17 protein-coding genes are annotated in these 16,086 nt (G+C 71.2%); 5 read left to right on the top strand and 12 right to left on the bottom strand.

Annotated features, from left to right (window positions below; all coding sequences use genetic code 11):
- Nucleotides 1-235 precede the first annotated feature (235 nt).
- On the top strand, nucleotides 236-2,098 hold the full coding sequence (locus ABZ714_RS32040; protein WP_358828872.1) for an endonuclease/exonuclease/phosphatase family protein: 1,863 nt from the start codon (nucleotides 236-238) through the stop codon (nucleotides 2,096-2,098).
- 76 nt (nucleotides 2,099-2,174) lie between these two features.
- Here ABZ714_RS32040 and ABZ714_RS32035 read toward each other — a convergent pair whose 3' ends face one another.
- Nucleotides 2,175-2,957, bottom strand: coding sequence for an antibiotic biosynthesis monooxygenase (locus ABZ714_RS32035; protein WP_358828871.1), 783 nt, complete (start codon nucleotides 2,955-2,957; stop codon nucleotides 2,175-2,177).
- Nucleotides 2,958-3,130: 173 nt separating this feature from the next.
- Between ABZ714_RS32035 and dapA the strand changes: the two genes are divergently transcribed.
- Complete coding sequence (dapA, locus tag ABZ714_RS32030; RefSeq protein WP_358828870.1) at nucleotides 3,131-4,105, top strand: 4-hydroxy-tetrahydrodipicolinate synthase; 975 nt, start codon at nucleotides 3,131-3,133, stop codon at nucleotides 4,103-4,105.
- A gap of 107 nt (nucleotides 4,106-4,212) precedes the next feature.
- On the opposite strand, the gene dapD is transcribed toward dapA, so the two are convergent.
- The 11 genes from dapD to ABZ714_RS31975 all read right to left on the bottom strand — a co-directional run bounded on the left by dapD (nucleotide 4,213) and on the right by ABZ714_RS31975 (nucleotide 12,879).
- Nucleotides 4,213-5,205, bottom strand: a complete 993-nt coding sequence (gene dapD, locus ABZ714_RS32025; protein WP_358828869.1) for a 2,3,4,5-tetrahydropyridine-2,6-dicarboxylate N-succinyltransferase — start codon at nucleotides 5,203-5,205, stop codon at nucleotides 4,213-4,215.
- Between the two features lie 9 nt (nucleotides 5,206-5,214).
- Nucleotides 5,215-5,787: a TetR family transcriptional regulator gene (locus ABZ714_RS32020; RefSeq protein ID WP_358828868.1), complete on the bottom strand. Its 573-nt coding sequence runs from the start codon at nucleotides 5,785-5,787 to the stop codon at nucleotides 5,215-5,217.
- A complete protein-coding gene (locus ABZ714_RS32015; protein ID WP_358828867.1) occupies nucleotides 5,787-6,107 on the bottom strand; it encodes a multidrug efflux SMR transporter in 321 nt (106 codons plus the stop codon). The genes ABZ714_RS32020 and ABZ714_RS32015 overlap by 1 nt, the downstream gene beginning before the upstream one ends.
- Nucleotides 6,108-6,237: 130 nt before the next feature.
- The gene (locus ABZ714_RS32010) at nucleotides 6,238-6,576 is read right to left on the bottom strand and encodes a metal-sulfur cluster assembly factor (protein WP_358828866.1); all 339 of its coding nucleotides are present in this window, start codon (nucleotides 6,574-6,576) and stop codon (nucleotides 6,238-6,240) included.
- On the bottom strand, nucleotides 6,573-7,046 hold the full coding sequence (sufU, locus tag ABZ714_RS32005) for a Fe-S cluster assembly sulfur transfer protein SufU (protein ID WP_358828865.1): 474 nt from the start codon (nucleotides 7,044-7,046) through the stop codon (nucleotides 6,573-6,575). The genes ABZ714_RS32010 and sufU overlap by 4 nt, the downstream gene beginning before the upstream one ends.
- Before the next feature lie 13 nt (nucleotides 7,047-7,059).
- Entirely contained in the window at nucleotides 7,060-8,319 is a 1,260-nt protein-coding gene (locus tag ABZ714_RS32000) for a cysteine desulfurase (RefSeq protein WP_358828864.1), read from the bottom strand.
- A complete protein-coding gene (gene sufC / locus ABZ714_RS31995; protein ID WP_358828863.1) occupies nucleotides 8,316-9,080 on the bottom strand; it encodes a Fe-S cluster assembly ATPase SufC in 765 nt (254 codons plus the stop codon). The genes ABZ714_RS32000 and sufC overlap by 4 nt, the downstream gene beginning before the upstream one ends.
- Before the next feature lie 7 nt (nucleotides 9,081-9,087).
- Nucleotides 9,088-9,405, bottom strand: a complete 318-nt coding sequence (locus ABZ714_RS31990; protein ID WP_358828862.1) for a non-heme iron oxygenase ferredoxin subunit — start codon at nucleotides 9,403-9,405, stop codon at nucleotides 9,088-9,090.
- Complete coding sequence (gene sufD / locus ABZ714_RS31985; protein ID WP_358828861.1) at nucleotides 9,402-10,583, bottom strand: Fe-S cluster assembly protein SufD; 1,182 nt, start codon at nucleotides 10,581-10,583, stop codon at nucleotides 9,402-9,404. The genes ABZ714_RS31990 and sufD overlap by 4 nt, the downstream gene beginning before the upstream one ends.
- 98 nt (nucleotides 10,584-10,681) lie before the next feature.
- The gene (sufB, locus tag ABZ714_RS31980) at nucleotides 10,682-12,103 is read right to left on the bottom strand and encodes a Fe-S cluster assembly protein SufB (protein WP_358828860.1); all 1,422 of its coding nucleotides are present in this window, start codon (nucleotides 12,101-12,103) and stop codon (nucleotides 10,682-10,684) included.
- Nucleotides 12,100-12,879, bottom strand: a complete 780-nt coding sequence (locus ABZ714_RS31975; protein ID WP_358828859.1) for a metalloregulator ArsR/SmtB family transcription factor — start codon at nucleotides 12,877-12,879, stop codon at nucleotides 12,100-12,102. Before ABZ714_RS31975 ends, sufB begins: the two co-directional genes overlap by 4 nt.
- A gap of 325 nt (nucleotides 12,880-13,204) precedes the next feature.
- Here ABZ714_RS31975 and ABZ714_RS31970 point away from each other — a divergent pair, with 325 nt between their 5' ends.
- The 3 genes from ABZ714_RS31970 to ABZ714_RS31960 all read left to right on the top strand — a co-directional run bounded on the left by ABZ714_RS31970 (nucleotide 13,205) and on the right by ABZ714_RS31960 (nucleotide 15,944).
- Nucleotides 13,205-14,128, top strand: a complete 924-nt coding sequence (locus tag ABZ714_RS31970; protein ID WP_358828858.1) for an ABC transporter ATP-binding protein — start codon at nucleotides 13,205-13,207, stop codon at nucleotides 14,126-14,128.
- Nucleotides 14,128-14,904, top strand: a complete 777-nt coding sequence (locus ABZ714_RS31965; protein WP_358828857.1) for an ABC transporter permease — start codon at nucleotides 14,128-14,130, stop codon at nucleotides 14,902-14,904. Before ABZ714_RS31970 ends, ABZ714_RS31965 begins: the two co-directional genes overlap by 1 nt.
- Nucleotides 14,905-14,981: 77 nt before the next feature.
- Nucleotides 14,982-15,944: a COX15/CtaA family protein gene (locus tag ABZ714_RS31960; RefSeq protein ID WP_358828856.1), complete on the top strand. Its 963-nt coding sequence runs from the start codon at nucleotides 14,982-14,984 to the stop codon at nucleotides 15,942-15,944.
- Nucleotides 15,945-16,086 lie beyond the last annotated feature (142 nt).

The following is a 16,086-nucleotide window of genomic DNA, read 5'->3' as shown; positions in this document are numbered from 1 at the left end:
CGCTCGGGAGCCCGCCCACCCGTCCGGTGCGCGGCGGCGCGCCTCTCCGTACCTCCGCGTACTTCTTCTTCGTCCGTCCGCCGCCTCCGGGACACCCGGACACCCTTGACAAGTGATGTGCGCAGCACGGAGATTGACGCGCGTAGAGCCGAGACCCCGCTTCTCGTCGACCCTGCACCTCGCACCGTCGTCCGTTGCCCTTCATCGCGTCCCGACCGACCCGGGGAGTTCTCCGATGCCTTCTTCTTCCGTCACACCGAGATCCGCCGCGCTCGCCGCGGTCGTCGCCGCCGCCGTCGCGGCCGGGCTGCTGGCCGTCTCGCCGGCCGCGACCGCGGACTCCGCGGACCAGGCCGCGGCGGCCGGGGTCCGGATCCACCACATCCAGGGCGACACCCGTATCTCCCCGCTGGTGGGCACGGCCGTCGCCGACGTCCCCGGGATCGTCACCGGCGTCCGGGGATACGGCTCGTCGCGCGGTTTCTGGTTCCAGGACCCCGACGGCGACGGCGACGCGCGGACCAGTGAGGGGATCTTCGTCTTCACGGGTTCGGGCTCGGCTCCGGCGGTCCGGCCCGGGGACTCCGTCCTGGTCTCGGGCACCGTGAGCGAGTTCGTGCCCGGCGGGACGAACTCCGGCAACCAGTCCCTGACCCAGCTCTCCCGCCCCTCGGTGACCGTGCTCTCCTCGGGGAACCCGCTGCCCGAGGCGGTCACCGTCGCCGCCTGGACCGTTCCGGCGGCGTACGCGCCCACCGGCGACCCGGCGGCGGGCGGCAGCGTCAACGCGCTCCGGCTCGACCCGCGCCGCTTCGCCCTCGACTACTACGAGTCGCTGGAGGGCTCGAACATCCGGATCGGCTCCTCCCGGGTCGTCGGCGCGAGCGCCTACTCGGAGCTGTGGGTGACGGTGAAGCCGGAGGAGAACCGCACCCCGCGCGGCGGGACGCGGTACGGCTCGTACGAGTCCCAGAACGGCGGACGGCTGAAGGTCCAGTCGCTGGTGCCGCTGGCCGAGCAGCCGTTCCCGAAGGCGAATGTGGGCGATGTGCTGACGGGTACGACGGAGGGCCCGCTGGACTTCAACCAGTACGGCGGCTACACCCTCACCGCCCGTACCCCGCTGACCGTCGCCGACCGGGGCACCGGGCGGGAGAGCGCCCGCCCGCAGGGCCGCCACGAGCTGTCGGTGGCGACGTACAACGTGGAGAACCTGGATCCGTCCGACCCCCAGGAGAAGTTCGACGCCCTGGGCCGGGCCGTGGTCGGCAATCTGGCCTCGCCGGACATCCTCGCCCTGGAGGAGATCCAGGACAACAGCGGGGCGCGGAACGACGGCACGGTCGCCGCCGACCAGACGGTGGAACGATTCATCGCCGCGATCCGGGCGGCGGGCGGCCCGGCGTACGAGTGGCGCGGTATCGACCCGGAGAACAACAAGGACGGCGGCGAGCCCGGCGGCAATATCCGCCAGGTCTTCCTCTTCAACCCGGAGCGGGTCTCCTTCGCCGACCGGGCGGGCGGCGACGCCACCACGCCCACCGGGGTCGTCCGGGAGCGGGGGCGCGCCGCCCTCACCCTGTCGCCGGGCCGGGTGGCCCCGGCGGACGCGGCGTGGGAGTCCAGCCGGAAGCCGCTGGCGGGCGAGTTCACCTTCCGCGGCAAGAAGGTGTTCGTGATCGCCAATCACTTCGGTTCGAAGGGCGGCGACGAGGCCCTCACCTCGCACCGTCAGCCGCCGAATCGTTCCTCCGAGGTCAGGCGGCTCCAGCAGGCCCGGGCCGTGAACGGTTTCGTCAAGGAGGTCCTGGCGGTCGACCGGAAGGCGGACGTCCTGGTCGTCGGGGACATCAACGACTTCGAGTTCTCGGCCACGACGGATGCGCTCACCGACGGCGGGGTGCTCTACCCGGCCGTGAAGTCGCTGCCGCGCGGCGACCGGTACTCGTACGTCTACCAGGGCAACAGCCAGGTGCTCGACCAGATCCTGACCAGCCCCGGCATCGGGGACTTCGGCTACGACAGCGTCCATATCAACGCCGAGTTCGCGGACCAGGACAGCGACCACGACCCGCAGCTGCTGCGGTTCCGGCCGTAACGCCCACGGCGGCCGGGGAGGCCGGACGGCCGTACGGCCTCCCCCTCCCTGCCGCCCCGGCCCGCCCCTCGGACCGTCAGACGCCGGGGCGCAGGCTCAGCCCGGGCGCGTACCGGCGGACCCGGCCGTCCCGGACCCCGGGGAATTCGTGGACCCGGCGCCACTCCTCGGAATCGGATCCGACGCCTTCACCCGGCCCTTCGAGGGCCGCGGCATGGGCCTCGGCGGTCTCCCACTCGGCGTAGTTGAGGACGCGGGTGCCGTCGGTGCCGACGTGGAACCAGCCGGAGATCCCGGCGTCGTGCGGGCGGCCGCCGGCCCCGGGCTCCGTACCACCGCCGCCGTCGAACCGGGGGGCGGCCGCCATCGCGGCGAAGACGCCGTCCACCCAGGCGCGCTGCCGCTCCCGGTCGGGACCGTCGAACTCGACCTCGACGATCACCACCGAGCCGGGGACCCTGGCGTCGCCGGAACCGCCGCCGGTCCCCCGGTACAGCTCGTAGACATGGAGCCCGAGCCGTTCGATTCCGGGGACCGCGGTATCGATCTCGGCATTCCGATCGCTCCGGACCTCGGCGAAGAAGCGCTCGTAGGAGCCCTCGTCGGCCCACTGCGAGTAGTGCAGCAGGGTCCGGCCGTCGTCGCCGACGTGGACCGTGTACGAGAGCAGCCCCGGCTCCGGCCAGCCGTGCCGGGTCCACGCCGTCTCGATCGCGGCGAGCACGGCCCGCTGGCGTTCCGGTGTCCCCACGTCCCAGGTGGACACCTTGACGACGCCCACCCCCTCCCGGCCGAGATCGGGCCGGGCGTGCGGGACGACGACCGTGGGCCGCGGGATGTTCGCGGACTCGGCGGACATGGTGTTCTCCCTCCCGGCGGACCCCGTCGGCACGCCGTGATCACCATCCTGAAACGTCAAGTCCGCTTGAGGTCAACCGGCGCCCCCGGCACCCTACTCTTCAGCATCACTTACCCGTCACCTGAAGAAAATCTAAGTAGACCTGATCTGTGCGGGCGGCGCAGACTGCGGATATGGCCCCTTCCCCGCCGCCCTTCGACGCCGGCTCCCCCGCCCGCCCCTTCGGCCGGGTGCTCTGCGCCATGGTCACCCCGTTCGGCCCGGACGGCGCGCTCGACCACGGTGCAGCGGCCCGGCTGGCGGTCCGGCTGGTCGAGGAGGGCTGCGACGGGCTGGTACTGAACGGCACCACCGGCGAGTCCCCGACGACCACGGACGCCGAGAAGACGGCGCTGGTACGGACGGTCCGCGCGGCGGTCGGCGACGGCGTCCCGCTCGTCGCGGGCGTGGGCAGCGCCGACACCCGGCACACGGTGGAGCTGGCCCGCGCGGCGGAGTCGGCCGGGGCCGACGGACTCCTGGTGGTCACCCCGTACTACAGCAGGCCGCCCCGGGCCGCCGTCGCCGCGCACTTCCGGGCCGTCGCCGACGCCTGCGGGGCGCCGCTGCTGGTCTACGACATCCCGGGCCGTACCGGCACCCGGGTCGCGCCCGAGACGCTGCTGGAGCTGGCGGACCATCCTCGGATCGTGGGCGTCAAGGACTGCTCGTACGACCCGGCCGGGGCGTCGGACGTGATGGCGGCGACGGATCTGGCGTACTACTCGGGGTGCGACGAACTCCATCTGCCGCTGTACGCGCTCGGCGCCGCGGGCTGTATCAGCACCGTCGCCAATGTCGCCCCGGGCGCGGTCCGGGCCGTACGCGACGCCTTCGACCGGGGCGACCGCGACGAGGCCCTGCGGGCCCACCGGCGGCTCGGCCCGCTGACCCGGCTGATGATGCGGGGTGAGCTGCCGGGATCGGTGACCGCCAAGGCACTGCTCGGCGCCGGGCCGGTCCGGGCGCCGCTCCAGTCCGCGAGCCGGGCGGAGGAGGCGGCGCTGCGAGCCGCCCTCGACGCCCTGGTCGCGGGGACAGGCCCCGGCCCCGGTTCCGCCGCCGCCCCGGCCCCGCGCCCCTACGCGGACGCCGCCGCGACGGCCTGAACCGGGGCCGGAATCACCGCGGCCCCGGCGGCCGTCACTCATCGGACGGCCGCCGGGGCCCGGCTCGTACCAGACGTACGAAACGTGCGACCGGCCCGGTGACCGGGTCAGTTGTGCGCGTGCAGGACCTCGTTCAGCCCGCCCCAGACCGCGTTGTTCGGCCGGGCCTCGACCGCGCCCGTGACCGAGTTGCGGCGGAAGAGGATGTTGTCGGCGCCGGAGAGGTCCCGGGCCTTGACGATCTCGCCGTCCGGCAGGGTGACCCGGGTCCCGGCGGTGACGTAGAGCCCCGCCTCGACCACGCACTCGTCGCCGAGCGCGATCCCGACACCCGCCTCGGCGCCGATCAGGCACCGCTCACCGATGGCGATGATCACATTGCCGCCGCCGGACAGGGTGCCCATGGTGGACGCGCCGCCGCCGATGTCGGAGCCGTCGCCGACGACGACCCCGGCGGAGATCCGGCCCTCGACCATCGAGGTCCCGAGGGTGCCCGCGTTGAAGTTGACGAAGCCCTCGTGCATCACGGTGGTGCCCTCGGCCAGATGCGCGCCGAGCCGGACCCGGTCCGCGTCGGCGATCCGGACACCCTTGGGCAGGACGTAGTCCGTCATCCGGGGGAACTTGTCGACCCCGGTGACCTGGAGGTGCAGACCCTGGGCGCGGGCGTTCAGCCGGACCTTCTCGATGTCGTCGACGGCGACCGGGCCCAGCGATGTCCAGGCCACATTGGCCAGCAGCCCGAACAGCCCGTCGAGGCTCTGGCCGTGCGGCTCGACCAGCCGGTGGGAGAGCAGATGCAGCCGGAGATAGGCGTCATGGGCGTCGATCGGCTTCTCGTCCAGCGATGAGATCACCGTCCGTACGGCGACGACCTCGACGTTCCTGCGGGCGTCGAGCCCCACCGCCTCGGCGGCCCCCGCGCCCAGCAACTGGACGGTACGGTCCGCGTCCAGGCGTTCGGTGCCGGAGGGGCCGGGCTCGGCGGCGAGTTCGGGGGCGGGGAACCAGGTGTCGAGAACGGTTCCGTCGGCGGCGATGGTGGCGAGCCCGGCCGCGACGGCGCCGGTGGTGGTACGGGAGACGGTGGTATCGGTCATAAGGAGAACCTAACCGGCGGCGGCGCCCCCGGGCGAACTCGTCTCACCGCCGATGATCCGGCGCAGCGCCCCGCGGACGTACTCCTCGTCATACGCCTCGCCGGTGACCAGGACCTGCACGCAGACCCCGTCCACCAGCGCCGCCACCGCCCGGGCGGTCTCCCGGTCCACCCGGTGGGCCAGCGCAACGGCGACCTGTTCGGCCCACTCCCCCGCCACCGGGCGCAGGGCGGGGCGGCGCAGGGCGGCCAGATACAGCTCGTAGCAGAGTTCGGCGTCGGACCGTTCGTCGGTGAGCCAGCCGCCCACGGTCCGGGCGAGTTCGGCCGCCAGATCGCAGTCGGGGTCCGTGAGCGCGGCGGAGCGCCGCGCGGTCGCGGCGAAGCCGTCGTCGGCCCGGCGGAGCGCGGCGACCAGGAGTTCGTCGAGGGAGGCGAAGTGGTACGTCGTGGAGCCCAGTGGCACATCGGCCTCGGCCGCCACGGTGCGATGGCTGACCCCGGCGATCCCGTCCCGGGCGACGACCCGGATCGCGGCGTCGACGATCCGGCCCCGGCGGTCGGGGTCGTAGCGGCGGGCCATCAGTGGGCCCCGCCCGTATTGAGCACCACGACCCCGGCGATCACCAGCCCGATCCCGGCGAACTTCGCGGCGCTCGCCGACTCGCCCAGGAAGACCATGCCGATGGCGGCGACAGCGGCCGTGCCGACACCCGCCCAGATGGCGTAGGCGGTACCGACCGAGAGGGTCTTGAGCGTCTGGGCGAGCAGGGCGAAGGCGATCAGATAGCCGACGACGGTCACCAGCGACGGCCAGAGCTTGGTGAAGCCCTCGCTGTACTTCATCGCCGTCGTGGCGGCGACCTCGAAGGCTATGGCCCCGGCAAGCAGTCCGTATCCCATGCGTACAACCGTACACAACGTTGTGTACGCCCGTACACAAGAGGGCCGGAGAACGGCCGTGCCCACCGGGAGCACCGGTGGGCACGGCCGTATCACGAAGGCACCGGAGCGCCTCCGTACGACGAAGGGGTCAGACGTTGAACCCCAGGGCGCGCAGCTGCTCGCGCCCATCGTCCGTGATCTTGTCCGGACCCCACGGCGGCATCCAGACCCAGTTGATCTTCAGCTCGTTGACCAGGCCCTCGGTGGCCGACTTGGCCTGGTCCTCGATCACATCGGTCAGCGGACACGCCGCCGACGTCAGCGTCATGTCCAGCGTGGCGACATTGGAGTCGTCGATATGGATGCCGTAGATCAGCCCCAGATTGACCACGTCGATCCCCAGCTCGGGGTCGACGACGTCGTACAGCGCCTCACGGACTTCTTCTTCGGAGGCCGGCTTGAGCGCGGCCCCGGCGTTCTCGGTCATGCCGTCTTCCTCTCGGTGGCGCCGGATCCCTCACCCAGCGCCTGCGCGGTCGCGTCCTTCCAGGCCATCCAGCCCAGCAGGGCGCACTTGACCCGCGCGGGGTACTTGGAGACACCGGCGAACGCGACCGCGTCCTCCAGCACCTCCTCCATGGCGTCATCCGGTTCGATCCGGCCCCTGGACTGCATCAGCTCCAGAAAGGTCTCCTGGATCTTCTGCGCCTCGGCGAGTTCCTTGCCGACCAGCAGCTCGTTCAGAACCGAGACGCTGGCCTGGCTGATGGAACACCCCTGGCCCTCGTACGAGACATCCGCGATCCGGGTGCCCTCGTACCGCACCCGCAGGGTGATCTCGTCGCCACAGGTGGGATTGACATGGTGTACCTCGGCATCACCCTCGCGCAGTCCCCGCCCGTGCGGGTTCTTGTAGTGATCGAGGATGACGTCCTGGTACATCGAATCGAGCTTCACAACACGGCTCCCGCTATCCGAAGAACTGACGGACGTGTTCCAGCCCGTCGATCAGCGCGTCCACTTCGGCGGGCGTGGAGTACAGATAGAACGACGCTCGGGTGGTCGCGGGAATTCCGTACCGCAGGCAGACCGGCCGCGCGCAGTGGTGGCCGACCCGGACCGCGATGCCCTGCTCGTCCAGGACCTGACCCACGTCATGGGGGTGGATGTCACCGAGCGTGAAGGAGATCGCGGCGCCCCGGTCCTCGGCCGAGACCGGGCCGATGATCCGCAGGTCGGGAACGGCCAGCAGCCGGGAGAGCGCGTACTCGGTGATCGCGTGCTCATGAGCGGCGATCTTCTCCATGCCGATGGCGTTGAGGTAGTCCACCGCCGCGCCGAGGCCCACGGCCTGGGCGATCGGGGGCGTACCGGCCTCGAACTTGTGCGGCGCGGGGGCGTAGGTCGAGGAGTGCATCGAGACGGTCTCGATCATCTCGCCGCCGCCGAGGAACGGCGGCAGGTCCTCCAGCAGCTCCTGCCGTCCCCACAGCACGCCGATCCCGGTCGGGCCGCACATCTTGTGGCCGGTGAAGGCCACGAAGTCGGCACCGAGGGCCTGGACGTCCAGCGGGGAGTGCGGAACGGCCTGGGAGGCGTCGATCAGCACCAGCGCGCCGACCTCGTGGGCCCGCCGGACGATCGCCTCGACCGGGTTGATCGTGCCCAGGATGTTGGAGACGAGGACGAAGGAGACGATCTTCGTCTGCTCGGTGATGACCTCTTCGATGTTGCTGAGATCGAGCCGGCCGTCGTCGGTGAGGCCGAACCACTTCAGCTTCGCGCCGGTGCGCTGCGCCAGCAGCTGCCACGGCACGATGTTGGAGTGGTGCTCCATCTCCGTGATGACGACCTCGGTCTCCCGGTCGACCCGGTAGGGCTCATCGGCCCAGCCGAGCATGTTGGCGACCAGGTTCAGCGACTCCGAGGCGTTCTTGGTGAAGATCACCTCGTCCCGGCTGGGCGCGTTGATGAACTCCGCGACCTTGGTCCGGGCGTCCTCGTAGAGCGCCGTGGCCTCCTCGGCCAGCACATGCACACCGCGGTGCACATTGGCGTGGTGACGCTCGTAGTACGCGCTCATCGCCTCGATGACCTGGCGCGGCTTCTGCGAGCTGGCCGCGCTGTCGAGATAGACGAGCTTCTTGCCGTCGTGGATCACCCGGTCCAGGATCGGGAAGTCCTTACGGATGGCCTCGGTGTCGAGCAGCCCCGGCAGCTCAGTCGTCATGTGGTCGCGCCCCCCTTGACGTACTCCTCGTAGCCCTCGGCCTCCAGCTTGTCCGCCAGCTCGGGGCCGCCGGACTCGGCGATCCGGCCGGCCGCGAAGACATGCACGTGGTCGGGCTTGATGTACCGCAGGATGCGGGTGTAGTGCGTGATCAGCAGGGTGCCGACCTCACCGGACTCGCGGACCCGGTTGACACCCTCGGAGACCACGCGCAGGGCGTCGACGTCGAGGCCGGAGTCGGTCTCGTCGAGGATCGCGATCTTCGGCTTCAGCAGCTCCAGCTGAAGGATCTCGTGGCGCTTCTTCTCACCGCCGGAGAAGCCCTCGTTGACGTTCCGCTCGGCGAAGGCCGGGTCCATGTGGAGCCGCTCCATCGCCTCCTTGACCTCCTTCACCCAGGTACGGAGCTTGGGGGCCTCGCCGCGGATCGCGGTGGCGGAGGTGCGCAGGAAGTTGGAGACGGAGACACCGGGGACCTCGACCGGGTACTGCATGGCGAGGAAGAGACCGGCGCGGGCCCGCTCGTCGACGGACATCTCCAGGACGTCCTCGCCGTCGAGGGTGACCTGACCACCGGTGATCGTGTACTTGGGGTGACCGGCCAGCGAGTAGGCGAGGGTGGACTTGCCGGAGCCGTTGGGGCCCATGATGGCGTGGGTCTCGCCCTGCTTCACGGTCAGGTCGACACCCTTGAGGATCTCCCGGGAGCCGTTCTCGGCTTCGACGGAGACGTGCAGGTCGCGGATTTCAAGCGTTGCCATGGGTAGCTCAGGACTCCTGGGTGAGGGAGACGAGCACATCGTCCCCTTCGATCTTTACGGGGTAAACGGGGACGGGGCGCGTCGCGGGCAGTCCGGACGGCTTGCCGGTACGCAGGTCGAAGCTGGAGCCGTGCAGCCAGCACTCGATCTGGCAGTCCTCCACCTCGCCCTCGGAGAGCGAGACATTGGCGTGCGAGCAGATGTCGTAGATCGCGAAGACCTCGCCCTCGGTACGGACGACCGAGACCGGCAGGCCGTCGAGCTCCACCCGCTTGGGGGTGTCGTCCTCCAGCTCACTGAGCGCGCAGGCTCGGACGAACGTCATGCGACCGATGCCTCCAGCTCTTCCTCGATCTTGGCGATCAGCCGCTCCTCGACATCGGGGAGGCCGATCTGCTGGACCAGCTCGGCGAAGAAGCCGCGGACCACCAGTCGGCGGGCCTCCTGCTCCGGGATGCCGCGGGCCATCAGATAGAACAGCTGCTCGTCGTCGAAGCGGCCGGTGGCCGAGGCGTGTCCGGCGCCGACGATCTCACCGGTCTCGATCTCCAGGTTGGGCACCGAGTCGACCCGGGCGCCGTCCGTGAGGACCAGGTTCCGGTTCATCTCGTAGGTGTCGGTGCCCTCGGCCGCGACCCGGATCAGTACGTCGCCGATCCAGACGGCGTGGGCGTCGTCGCCCTGGAGGGCGCCCTTGTAGACCACGTTCGACTTGTTGTGCGGGGCGTTGTGGTCGACCAGCAGGCGGTGCTCCTGGTGCTGGCCGCGGTCGGTGAAGTAGAGCCCGAACAGCTCGGCCTCGCCGCCGGTGGCCGCGTAGCTGACCCGGGGGTGCAGCCGGACCAGGTCGCCGCCGAAGGTGACGACGACGGACTTGAAGGAGGCGTCCCGGCCGACCAGGGCGTCCTGCTGGGAGACGTGTACGGCCTTGTCGTCCCAGTCCTGGACGGAGACCACGGTCAGCTTGGCGCCGTCGCCGAGCACGTACTCGACATTGGCGGCCAGGACGGCGTCGCCGGTGTGGTCGACCACGACCACGGCCTCGGCGAAGGCGCCCAGCTCGACGACGAGATGGGTGTAGGCGACCCCGCCCTCACCGTGGACGGCGATCCGGACCGGCTCGGTGAGCACGGCTTCCTTGGGCACGGTGACGACGGACGCCTGCTCGAAGGAGGAGTACGCCTGCGCGGCGACCCGGTCCACGGGCTTGCCCGCCCGGCCGAGCCGGGCGTCGTCCCGGCCCACGGTCTCGACGGTGACGCCCTCGGGAGCCTCCACGGCCACCTTCACACCGCCGGAGGCGACGGCCGTGCCGTCGTGGAGTCCGGCGAGCCGCCCCAGCGGGGTGAACCGCCACTCCTCCTCGCGGCCGTGCGGGACGGGGAAGTCGGCCACGTCGAACGACGGGGGCGCGCTCATCCGGGTGGCGACGGTCGATTCGGCGGCCACCGCGATCGCGCCGGCGGTGGTGGAACCCGCCGGGATGTTCTGAGCCTCAGCCATGGCTGTCGTCGTGCTCTCTCTCTGCCTGTCGTGAAGGAAATCTGTCGGGGCGGGGGCGGGCACGGCGGTGCCCGCCCCGGAGGGGTACGGCGGGCGGGTCAGCCGACCGAGCCCTCCATCTGGAGCTCGATCAGCCGGTTGAGCTCCAGCGCGTACTCCATCGGCAGTTCCTTGGCGATCGGCTCGACGAAGCCGCGCACGATCATCGCCATCGCCTCGAACTCGGTCATGCCCCGGCTCATCAGATAGAAGAGCTGGTCCTCGGAGACCTTGGAGACGGTCGCCTCGTGGCCCATGGACACGTCGTCCTCGCGGACGTCGACGTAGGGGTAGGTGTCCGAGCGGGAGATCGTGTCGACCAGCAGCGCGTCGCAGAGCACATTGGACTTGGCGCCGGGGGCGCCCTCGCCGATCTCGATCAGACCGCGGTAGGAGGTCCGGCCGCCGCCTCGCGCCACCGACTTGGAGACGATGTTGGAGGAGGTGTTGGGCGCCATGTGGACCATCTTGGCCCCGGCGTCCTGGTGCTGGCCCTCGCCCGCGAAGGCGATGGAGAGCGTCTCGCCCTTGGCGTGCTCGCCCATCAGGTAGACGGCCGGGTACTTCATGGTGACCTTGGAGCCGATGTTGCCGTCGACCCACTCCATGGTCGCGCCCTCGTAGGCCACGGCGCGCTTGGTGACCAGGTTGTAGACGTTGTTCGACCAGTTCTGGATCGTCGTGTAGCGGCAGCGGCCGCCCTTCTTGACGATGATCTCCACCACGGCGCTGTGCAGCGAGTCGGAGGAGTAGATCGGCGCCGTACAACCCTCGACGTAGTGGACGTAGGCGTCCTCGTCGACGATGATCAGCGTCCGCTCGAACTGGCCCATGTTCTCGGTGTTGATCCGGAAGTAGGCCTGGAGCGGGATGTCGACATGGACACCCTTGGGGACGTAGATGAACGAGCCGCCGGACCAGACGGCGGTGTTCAGCGACGCGAACTTGTTGTCGCCGACCGGGATGATGGTGCCGAAGTGCTCCTTGAAGAGCTCCTCGTGCTCCTTCAGCGCCGTGTCGGTGTCGACGAAGATCACGCCCTGCGCCTCCAGGTCCTCACGGATCTGGTGGTAGACGACCTCCGACTCGTACTGCGCGGCGACACCGGCGACCAGGCGCTGCTTCTCCGCCTCCGGGATGCCGAGCCGGTCGTAGGTGTTCTTGATGTCCTCGGGCAGGTCCTCCCAGGACTCGGCCTGGCGCTCGGTGGACCGGACGAAGTACTTGATGTTGTCGAAGTCGATACCGGAGAGGTCGGAGCCCCAGTTCGGCATGGGCTTCTTGTCGAACAGCCGGAGGCCCTTGAGCCGCAGCTTCAGCATCCACTCCGGCTCGTTCTTCTTCTCCGAGATGTCGCGGACGACCGCCTCGGAGAGGCCGCGCTTGGCGACGGCGCCGGCTTCGTCGGAGTCGGCCCAGCCGAATTCGTAGGTGCCCAGACCCTCCAGTTCGGGGTGAGCAGTCTCCGTGGGGAGAGTCATGCGGGGTTCCTCCCGGCCGTGCGTGTGGATGCTGATGATGTGGTCTGTGGGTGCGGTGCCGTCCGCGGGCCGTCCGGAGCTCCGCGCGGACCCTGCGGAATGAACGTCGTACAGACCCCGTCGCCGTGGGCGATAGTGGCCAGACGCTGCACATGGGTCCCGAGGAGCTCGGAGAAGATCTCGGTCTCCGCCTCGCACAGCTGCGGGAACTGCTCGGCGACGTGTGCGACCGGGCAGTGGTGCTGGCAGAGCTGTTCGCCCTGCTGCGCGCCCGGCGCGCTGCGCGCCACAGCAGCGTACCCGTCGGCGCTGAGCGCTTTCGCCAGCGCCGCCGTACGCCCGTCGGGCGGGGCGGCGGCCACGGCCGCGCGGTAGCTCTCCGCCTGGTGGCCGAGCCGCTCACGGGCGAAGGCGGCGACGGCCGCCTCCCCTCCCGCGTGCCGCTCGATCCAGCGCAGGGCGTCCACCGCGAGCGAGTCGTAGGACTGGTCGAAGGCGTCCCGGCCGCAGTCGGTGAGCGCGAAGACCTTCGCGGGCCTGCCGCGGCTCCGGGCGCCGTACACCCGCTTCTCCCGGGCGGCGACGACCTTCTCCGCGACCAGCGCGTCGAGGTGCCGGCGGACCGCGGCCTGGGTCAGCCCGAGCCGTCCGGCCAGGTCGGCCACCGTGGACGGGCCGTGGTCCAGGAGGGAGCGCGCGACCCGGTCACGTGTCGATCGGTCCGACCGCGACCCGGTCACGAGTTCCTCACGGGGAGCCTCGCCGACGTTTTTCACAACGCCATTGTTGCGTAATTCCCGGAGGCGTGACAACCGCCATACGGACCCTCCGGCGGTGCCGTTCGTCACTTAGGGTAACCTAAGCCGGTTTGCCGAAGGGCACCCTTCGAACCCGCCCTGACCAGGCACGAGGCCGGTGGGCGGCACCCATTGTCCGGGGCCGTGCGACCCACCCGCGGCGCCCCTCCCGACTCCGAAAACACATCCGCCCCATCCGCCCCGGCCGCCCCCTGGCCATTTCCCGCCCCTCCCGACGGCGCCCGCCGGACGGAGTCGGGGGTACGGCCCCGGGCGCCGCGGAGCGGCACCTAGACTTCCCGGCATGCAGAGCGAGCCCGCCGTCCGGATCCAGGGCCTGGTCAAGCGGTACGGATCCAAGGCGGCCGTGAACGGCCTGGACCTGACCGTCCCCCGGGGGACCGTCACCGCCGTCCTCGGCCCCAACGGAGCCGGAAAGACCACCACCATCGAGACCTGCGAGGGCTACCGGCGCCCCGACGCGGGCACGGTACGCGTCCTCGGCCTCGACCCGGTCGCCGACGCCGCCCGGCTGCGCCCCCGGGTCGGGGTGATGCTCCAGTCCGGCGGGGTCTACTCGGGCGCCCGCGCCGACGAGATGCTGCGCCATCTGGCCAAGCTGCACGCCGACCCGCTGGACGTGGACTTCCTGATCGAGCGGCTGGGGCTCGCCGACTGCGGCCGGACCTCCTACCGGCGGCTCTCCGGCGGCCAGCAGCAGCGGCTCTCCCTCGCGATGGCCGTCGTCGGCCGCCCCGAGCTGGTCTTCCTCGACGAGCCGACCGCCGGACTCGACCCCCAGGCCCGCCGGGCCACCTGGGCCCTGGTCCGGGAGCTGCGAGCCGACGGGGTCACCACCGTACTGACCACCCACTTCATGGACGAGGCCGAGGAGCTTGCCGACGACGTCGCCATCGTCGACGGCGGCCGGGTGATCGCCCAGGGCAGCCCGGAGCAGCTCTGCCGCGGCGGCGCCGAGAACACCCTGCGCTTCACCGGCCGCCCCGGCCTCGACGTCGGCGCCCTCCTCAAGGCCCTGCCCGACGGCACCGAGGCGGCCGAGCCGATCCCGGGGACGTACCGGATAACGGGCGAGGTCGGCCCGCAGCTGCTGGCCACGGTCACCTCCTGGTGCGCCCAGCACGGTGTGATGCCGGACGGCATCTCGGTGGAGCGCCACACCCTGGAGGACGTCTTCCTGGAGCTGACCGGCAAGGAGCTGCGGTGATGAGTACGGGTACCTACGCCCCCCGGCCCGGCGCGGCCCCGCTCGGGCGGATGATCGCCGCCCAGACGGCCCTGGAGACCAGGATGCTGCTGCGCAACGGCGAACAGCTGCTGCTCACCATCGTCATCCCCTCCCTGGTACTGGTCCTCTTCTCCACCGTCGACATCGTCGACACCGGGAGCGAGCGGGCCGTGGACTTCCTCGCGCCCGGCGTCCTCGCCCTGGCCGTGCTGTCCACCGCCTTCACCGGCCAGGCCATCGCCACCGGATTCGAACGCCGGTACGGGGTGCTCAAGCGGCTCGGCGCCTCCCCGCTGCCCCGCTGGGCGCTGATGTGCGCCAAGACGCTCTCCGTGCTGCTCACCCAGCTCCTCCAGATCACCCTCCTGACGGCCATCGCCCTCGGTCTCGGCTGGTCCCCGAAGGGCGGCGTCACCGGCTTCGCCGCCGTCCTCCTGCTGCTGGCCCTCGGCACGGCCTCGTTCTGCGGTCTCGGGCTGCTGATGGCCGGGACGCTCCGGGCCGAGGCCACCCTGGCCGCCGCCAATCTGGTCTTTCTGCTGCTCCTGGTCGGCGGCGGGGTGATCGTCCCGCTGGACCGCTTCCCCGGCGCCGCCGCCGACGTCCTGGCCCTGCTGCCGATCTCGGCGCTCTCCGGCGGACTGCGCGACGTCCTCACCGACGGCGCCGGGGTCCCCTGGGCCGACCTCGGGATCCTGGCCGTCTGGGCGGCCCTGGGACTGGGCGCCGCGGCCCGCTTCTTCCGCTGGGAGTGACCGGCCGGGACGGCTCCGCCCGACCCGCCGGGCACCCCTCGTGAATCCATGCACAAGGCCCGTCCTACGATGGGCCCGTGCAAACTCCCCTCGACCGCATCGCGCAGCGCTGGACGCCCGCACCGGGCATCGTCCGGCGGGCCGCGCTCTCCGCCGTCGTGATGACCGTGGTCATCATCGTCACCGGGGGCGCGGTCCGGCTCACCGGATCGGGCCTGGGCTGCGACACCTGGCCCAAGTGCACCGACGACAGCCTCTTCGCCACGCCCGAGCAGGGCCTGCACGGGGCGATCGAATTCGGCAACCGGTTGCTGACGTACGTCCTCTCGGCGGCCGTCGGCTGGACGATCGTCGCGGCGCGCGCCGCCGAGCCGATGCGCCGCTCCCTGACCCGGCTCGGCTGGCTCCAGTTCTGGATCGTGCTCGCCAACGCGGTCCTCGGCGGCATCACGGTCTGGACGGCGCTCAACCCGTGGACCGTCGCCACGCACTTCGTGCTCGCCAACGCGCTCCTCACGGTCGCGGTCCTGACCTGGCACCGGGCGGGCGAGGGCGACACCGCCCCGCGTCCCCGGGTGCCGCGGCCGGTCCGCAGGCTCTCCTGGGCGGTCGTGATCGCGGCCGGGCTGGCGATCGTGCTCGGTACGGCCGTCACCGGCTCCGGCAAGCACGCGGGTGACAGCAGCGACGTACCCCGGATGCCGTGGGACTGGGTGAACGCGGCCCAGCTGCACGCCGCGTCCGCCTGGCTGGTCTGCGCCCTGGCGGTGGCGATGTGGCTGGTGCTCCGGGTGGTGGACGCCCCCGGCGACACCCGGGCCAGGGCCCGCGATCTGCTGGTGGTCCTGCTCCTCCAGGGCGGCATCGGCTATCTCCAGTACTTCACCGGGGTGCCCGAGGTCCTGGTCGGGGCCCATATGCTCGGCTCGTCGCTGATGTGGGTCGCGGTGCTCCGGCTGGCGCTGAGCCTGCGCGAACGCCCCGCCGACGGCGAGCCTTCCGCCCCCGCCGAGCCGGACGCGGTGCTCAGCCGGGCCTGAGCGGCGGCAGCCCGTACCACCCGTACGACGACGGCGGGCCGGAACCACGGGTGCTCGATGGGGTCGCGGTCGCGCAGGTAGCCCGTCAGGCCGGTGCTTCGCGCCAGTCTGTGTACTCCTGGGCCGAGCGGTATCACGTCGG

This window comes from Streptomyces sp. NPDC006798, from assembly GCF_040635975.1.
In the GTDB taxonomy this organism is placed as follows: Bacteria; Actinomycetota; Actinomycetes; order Streptomycetales; family Streptomycetaceae; genus Streptomyces.
This window is presented reverse-complemented; position numbering and strand designations above follow the sequence as displayed.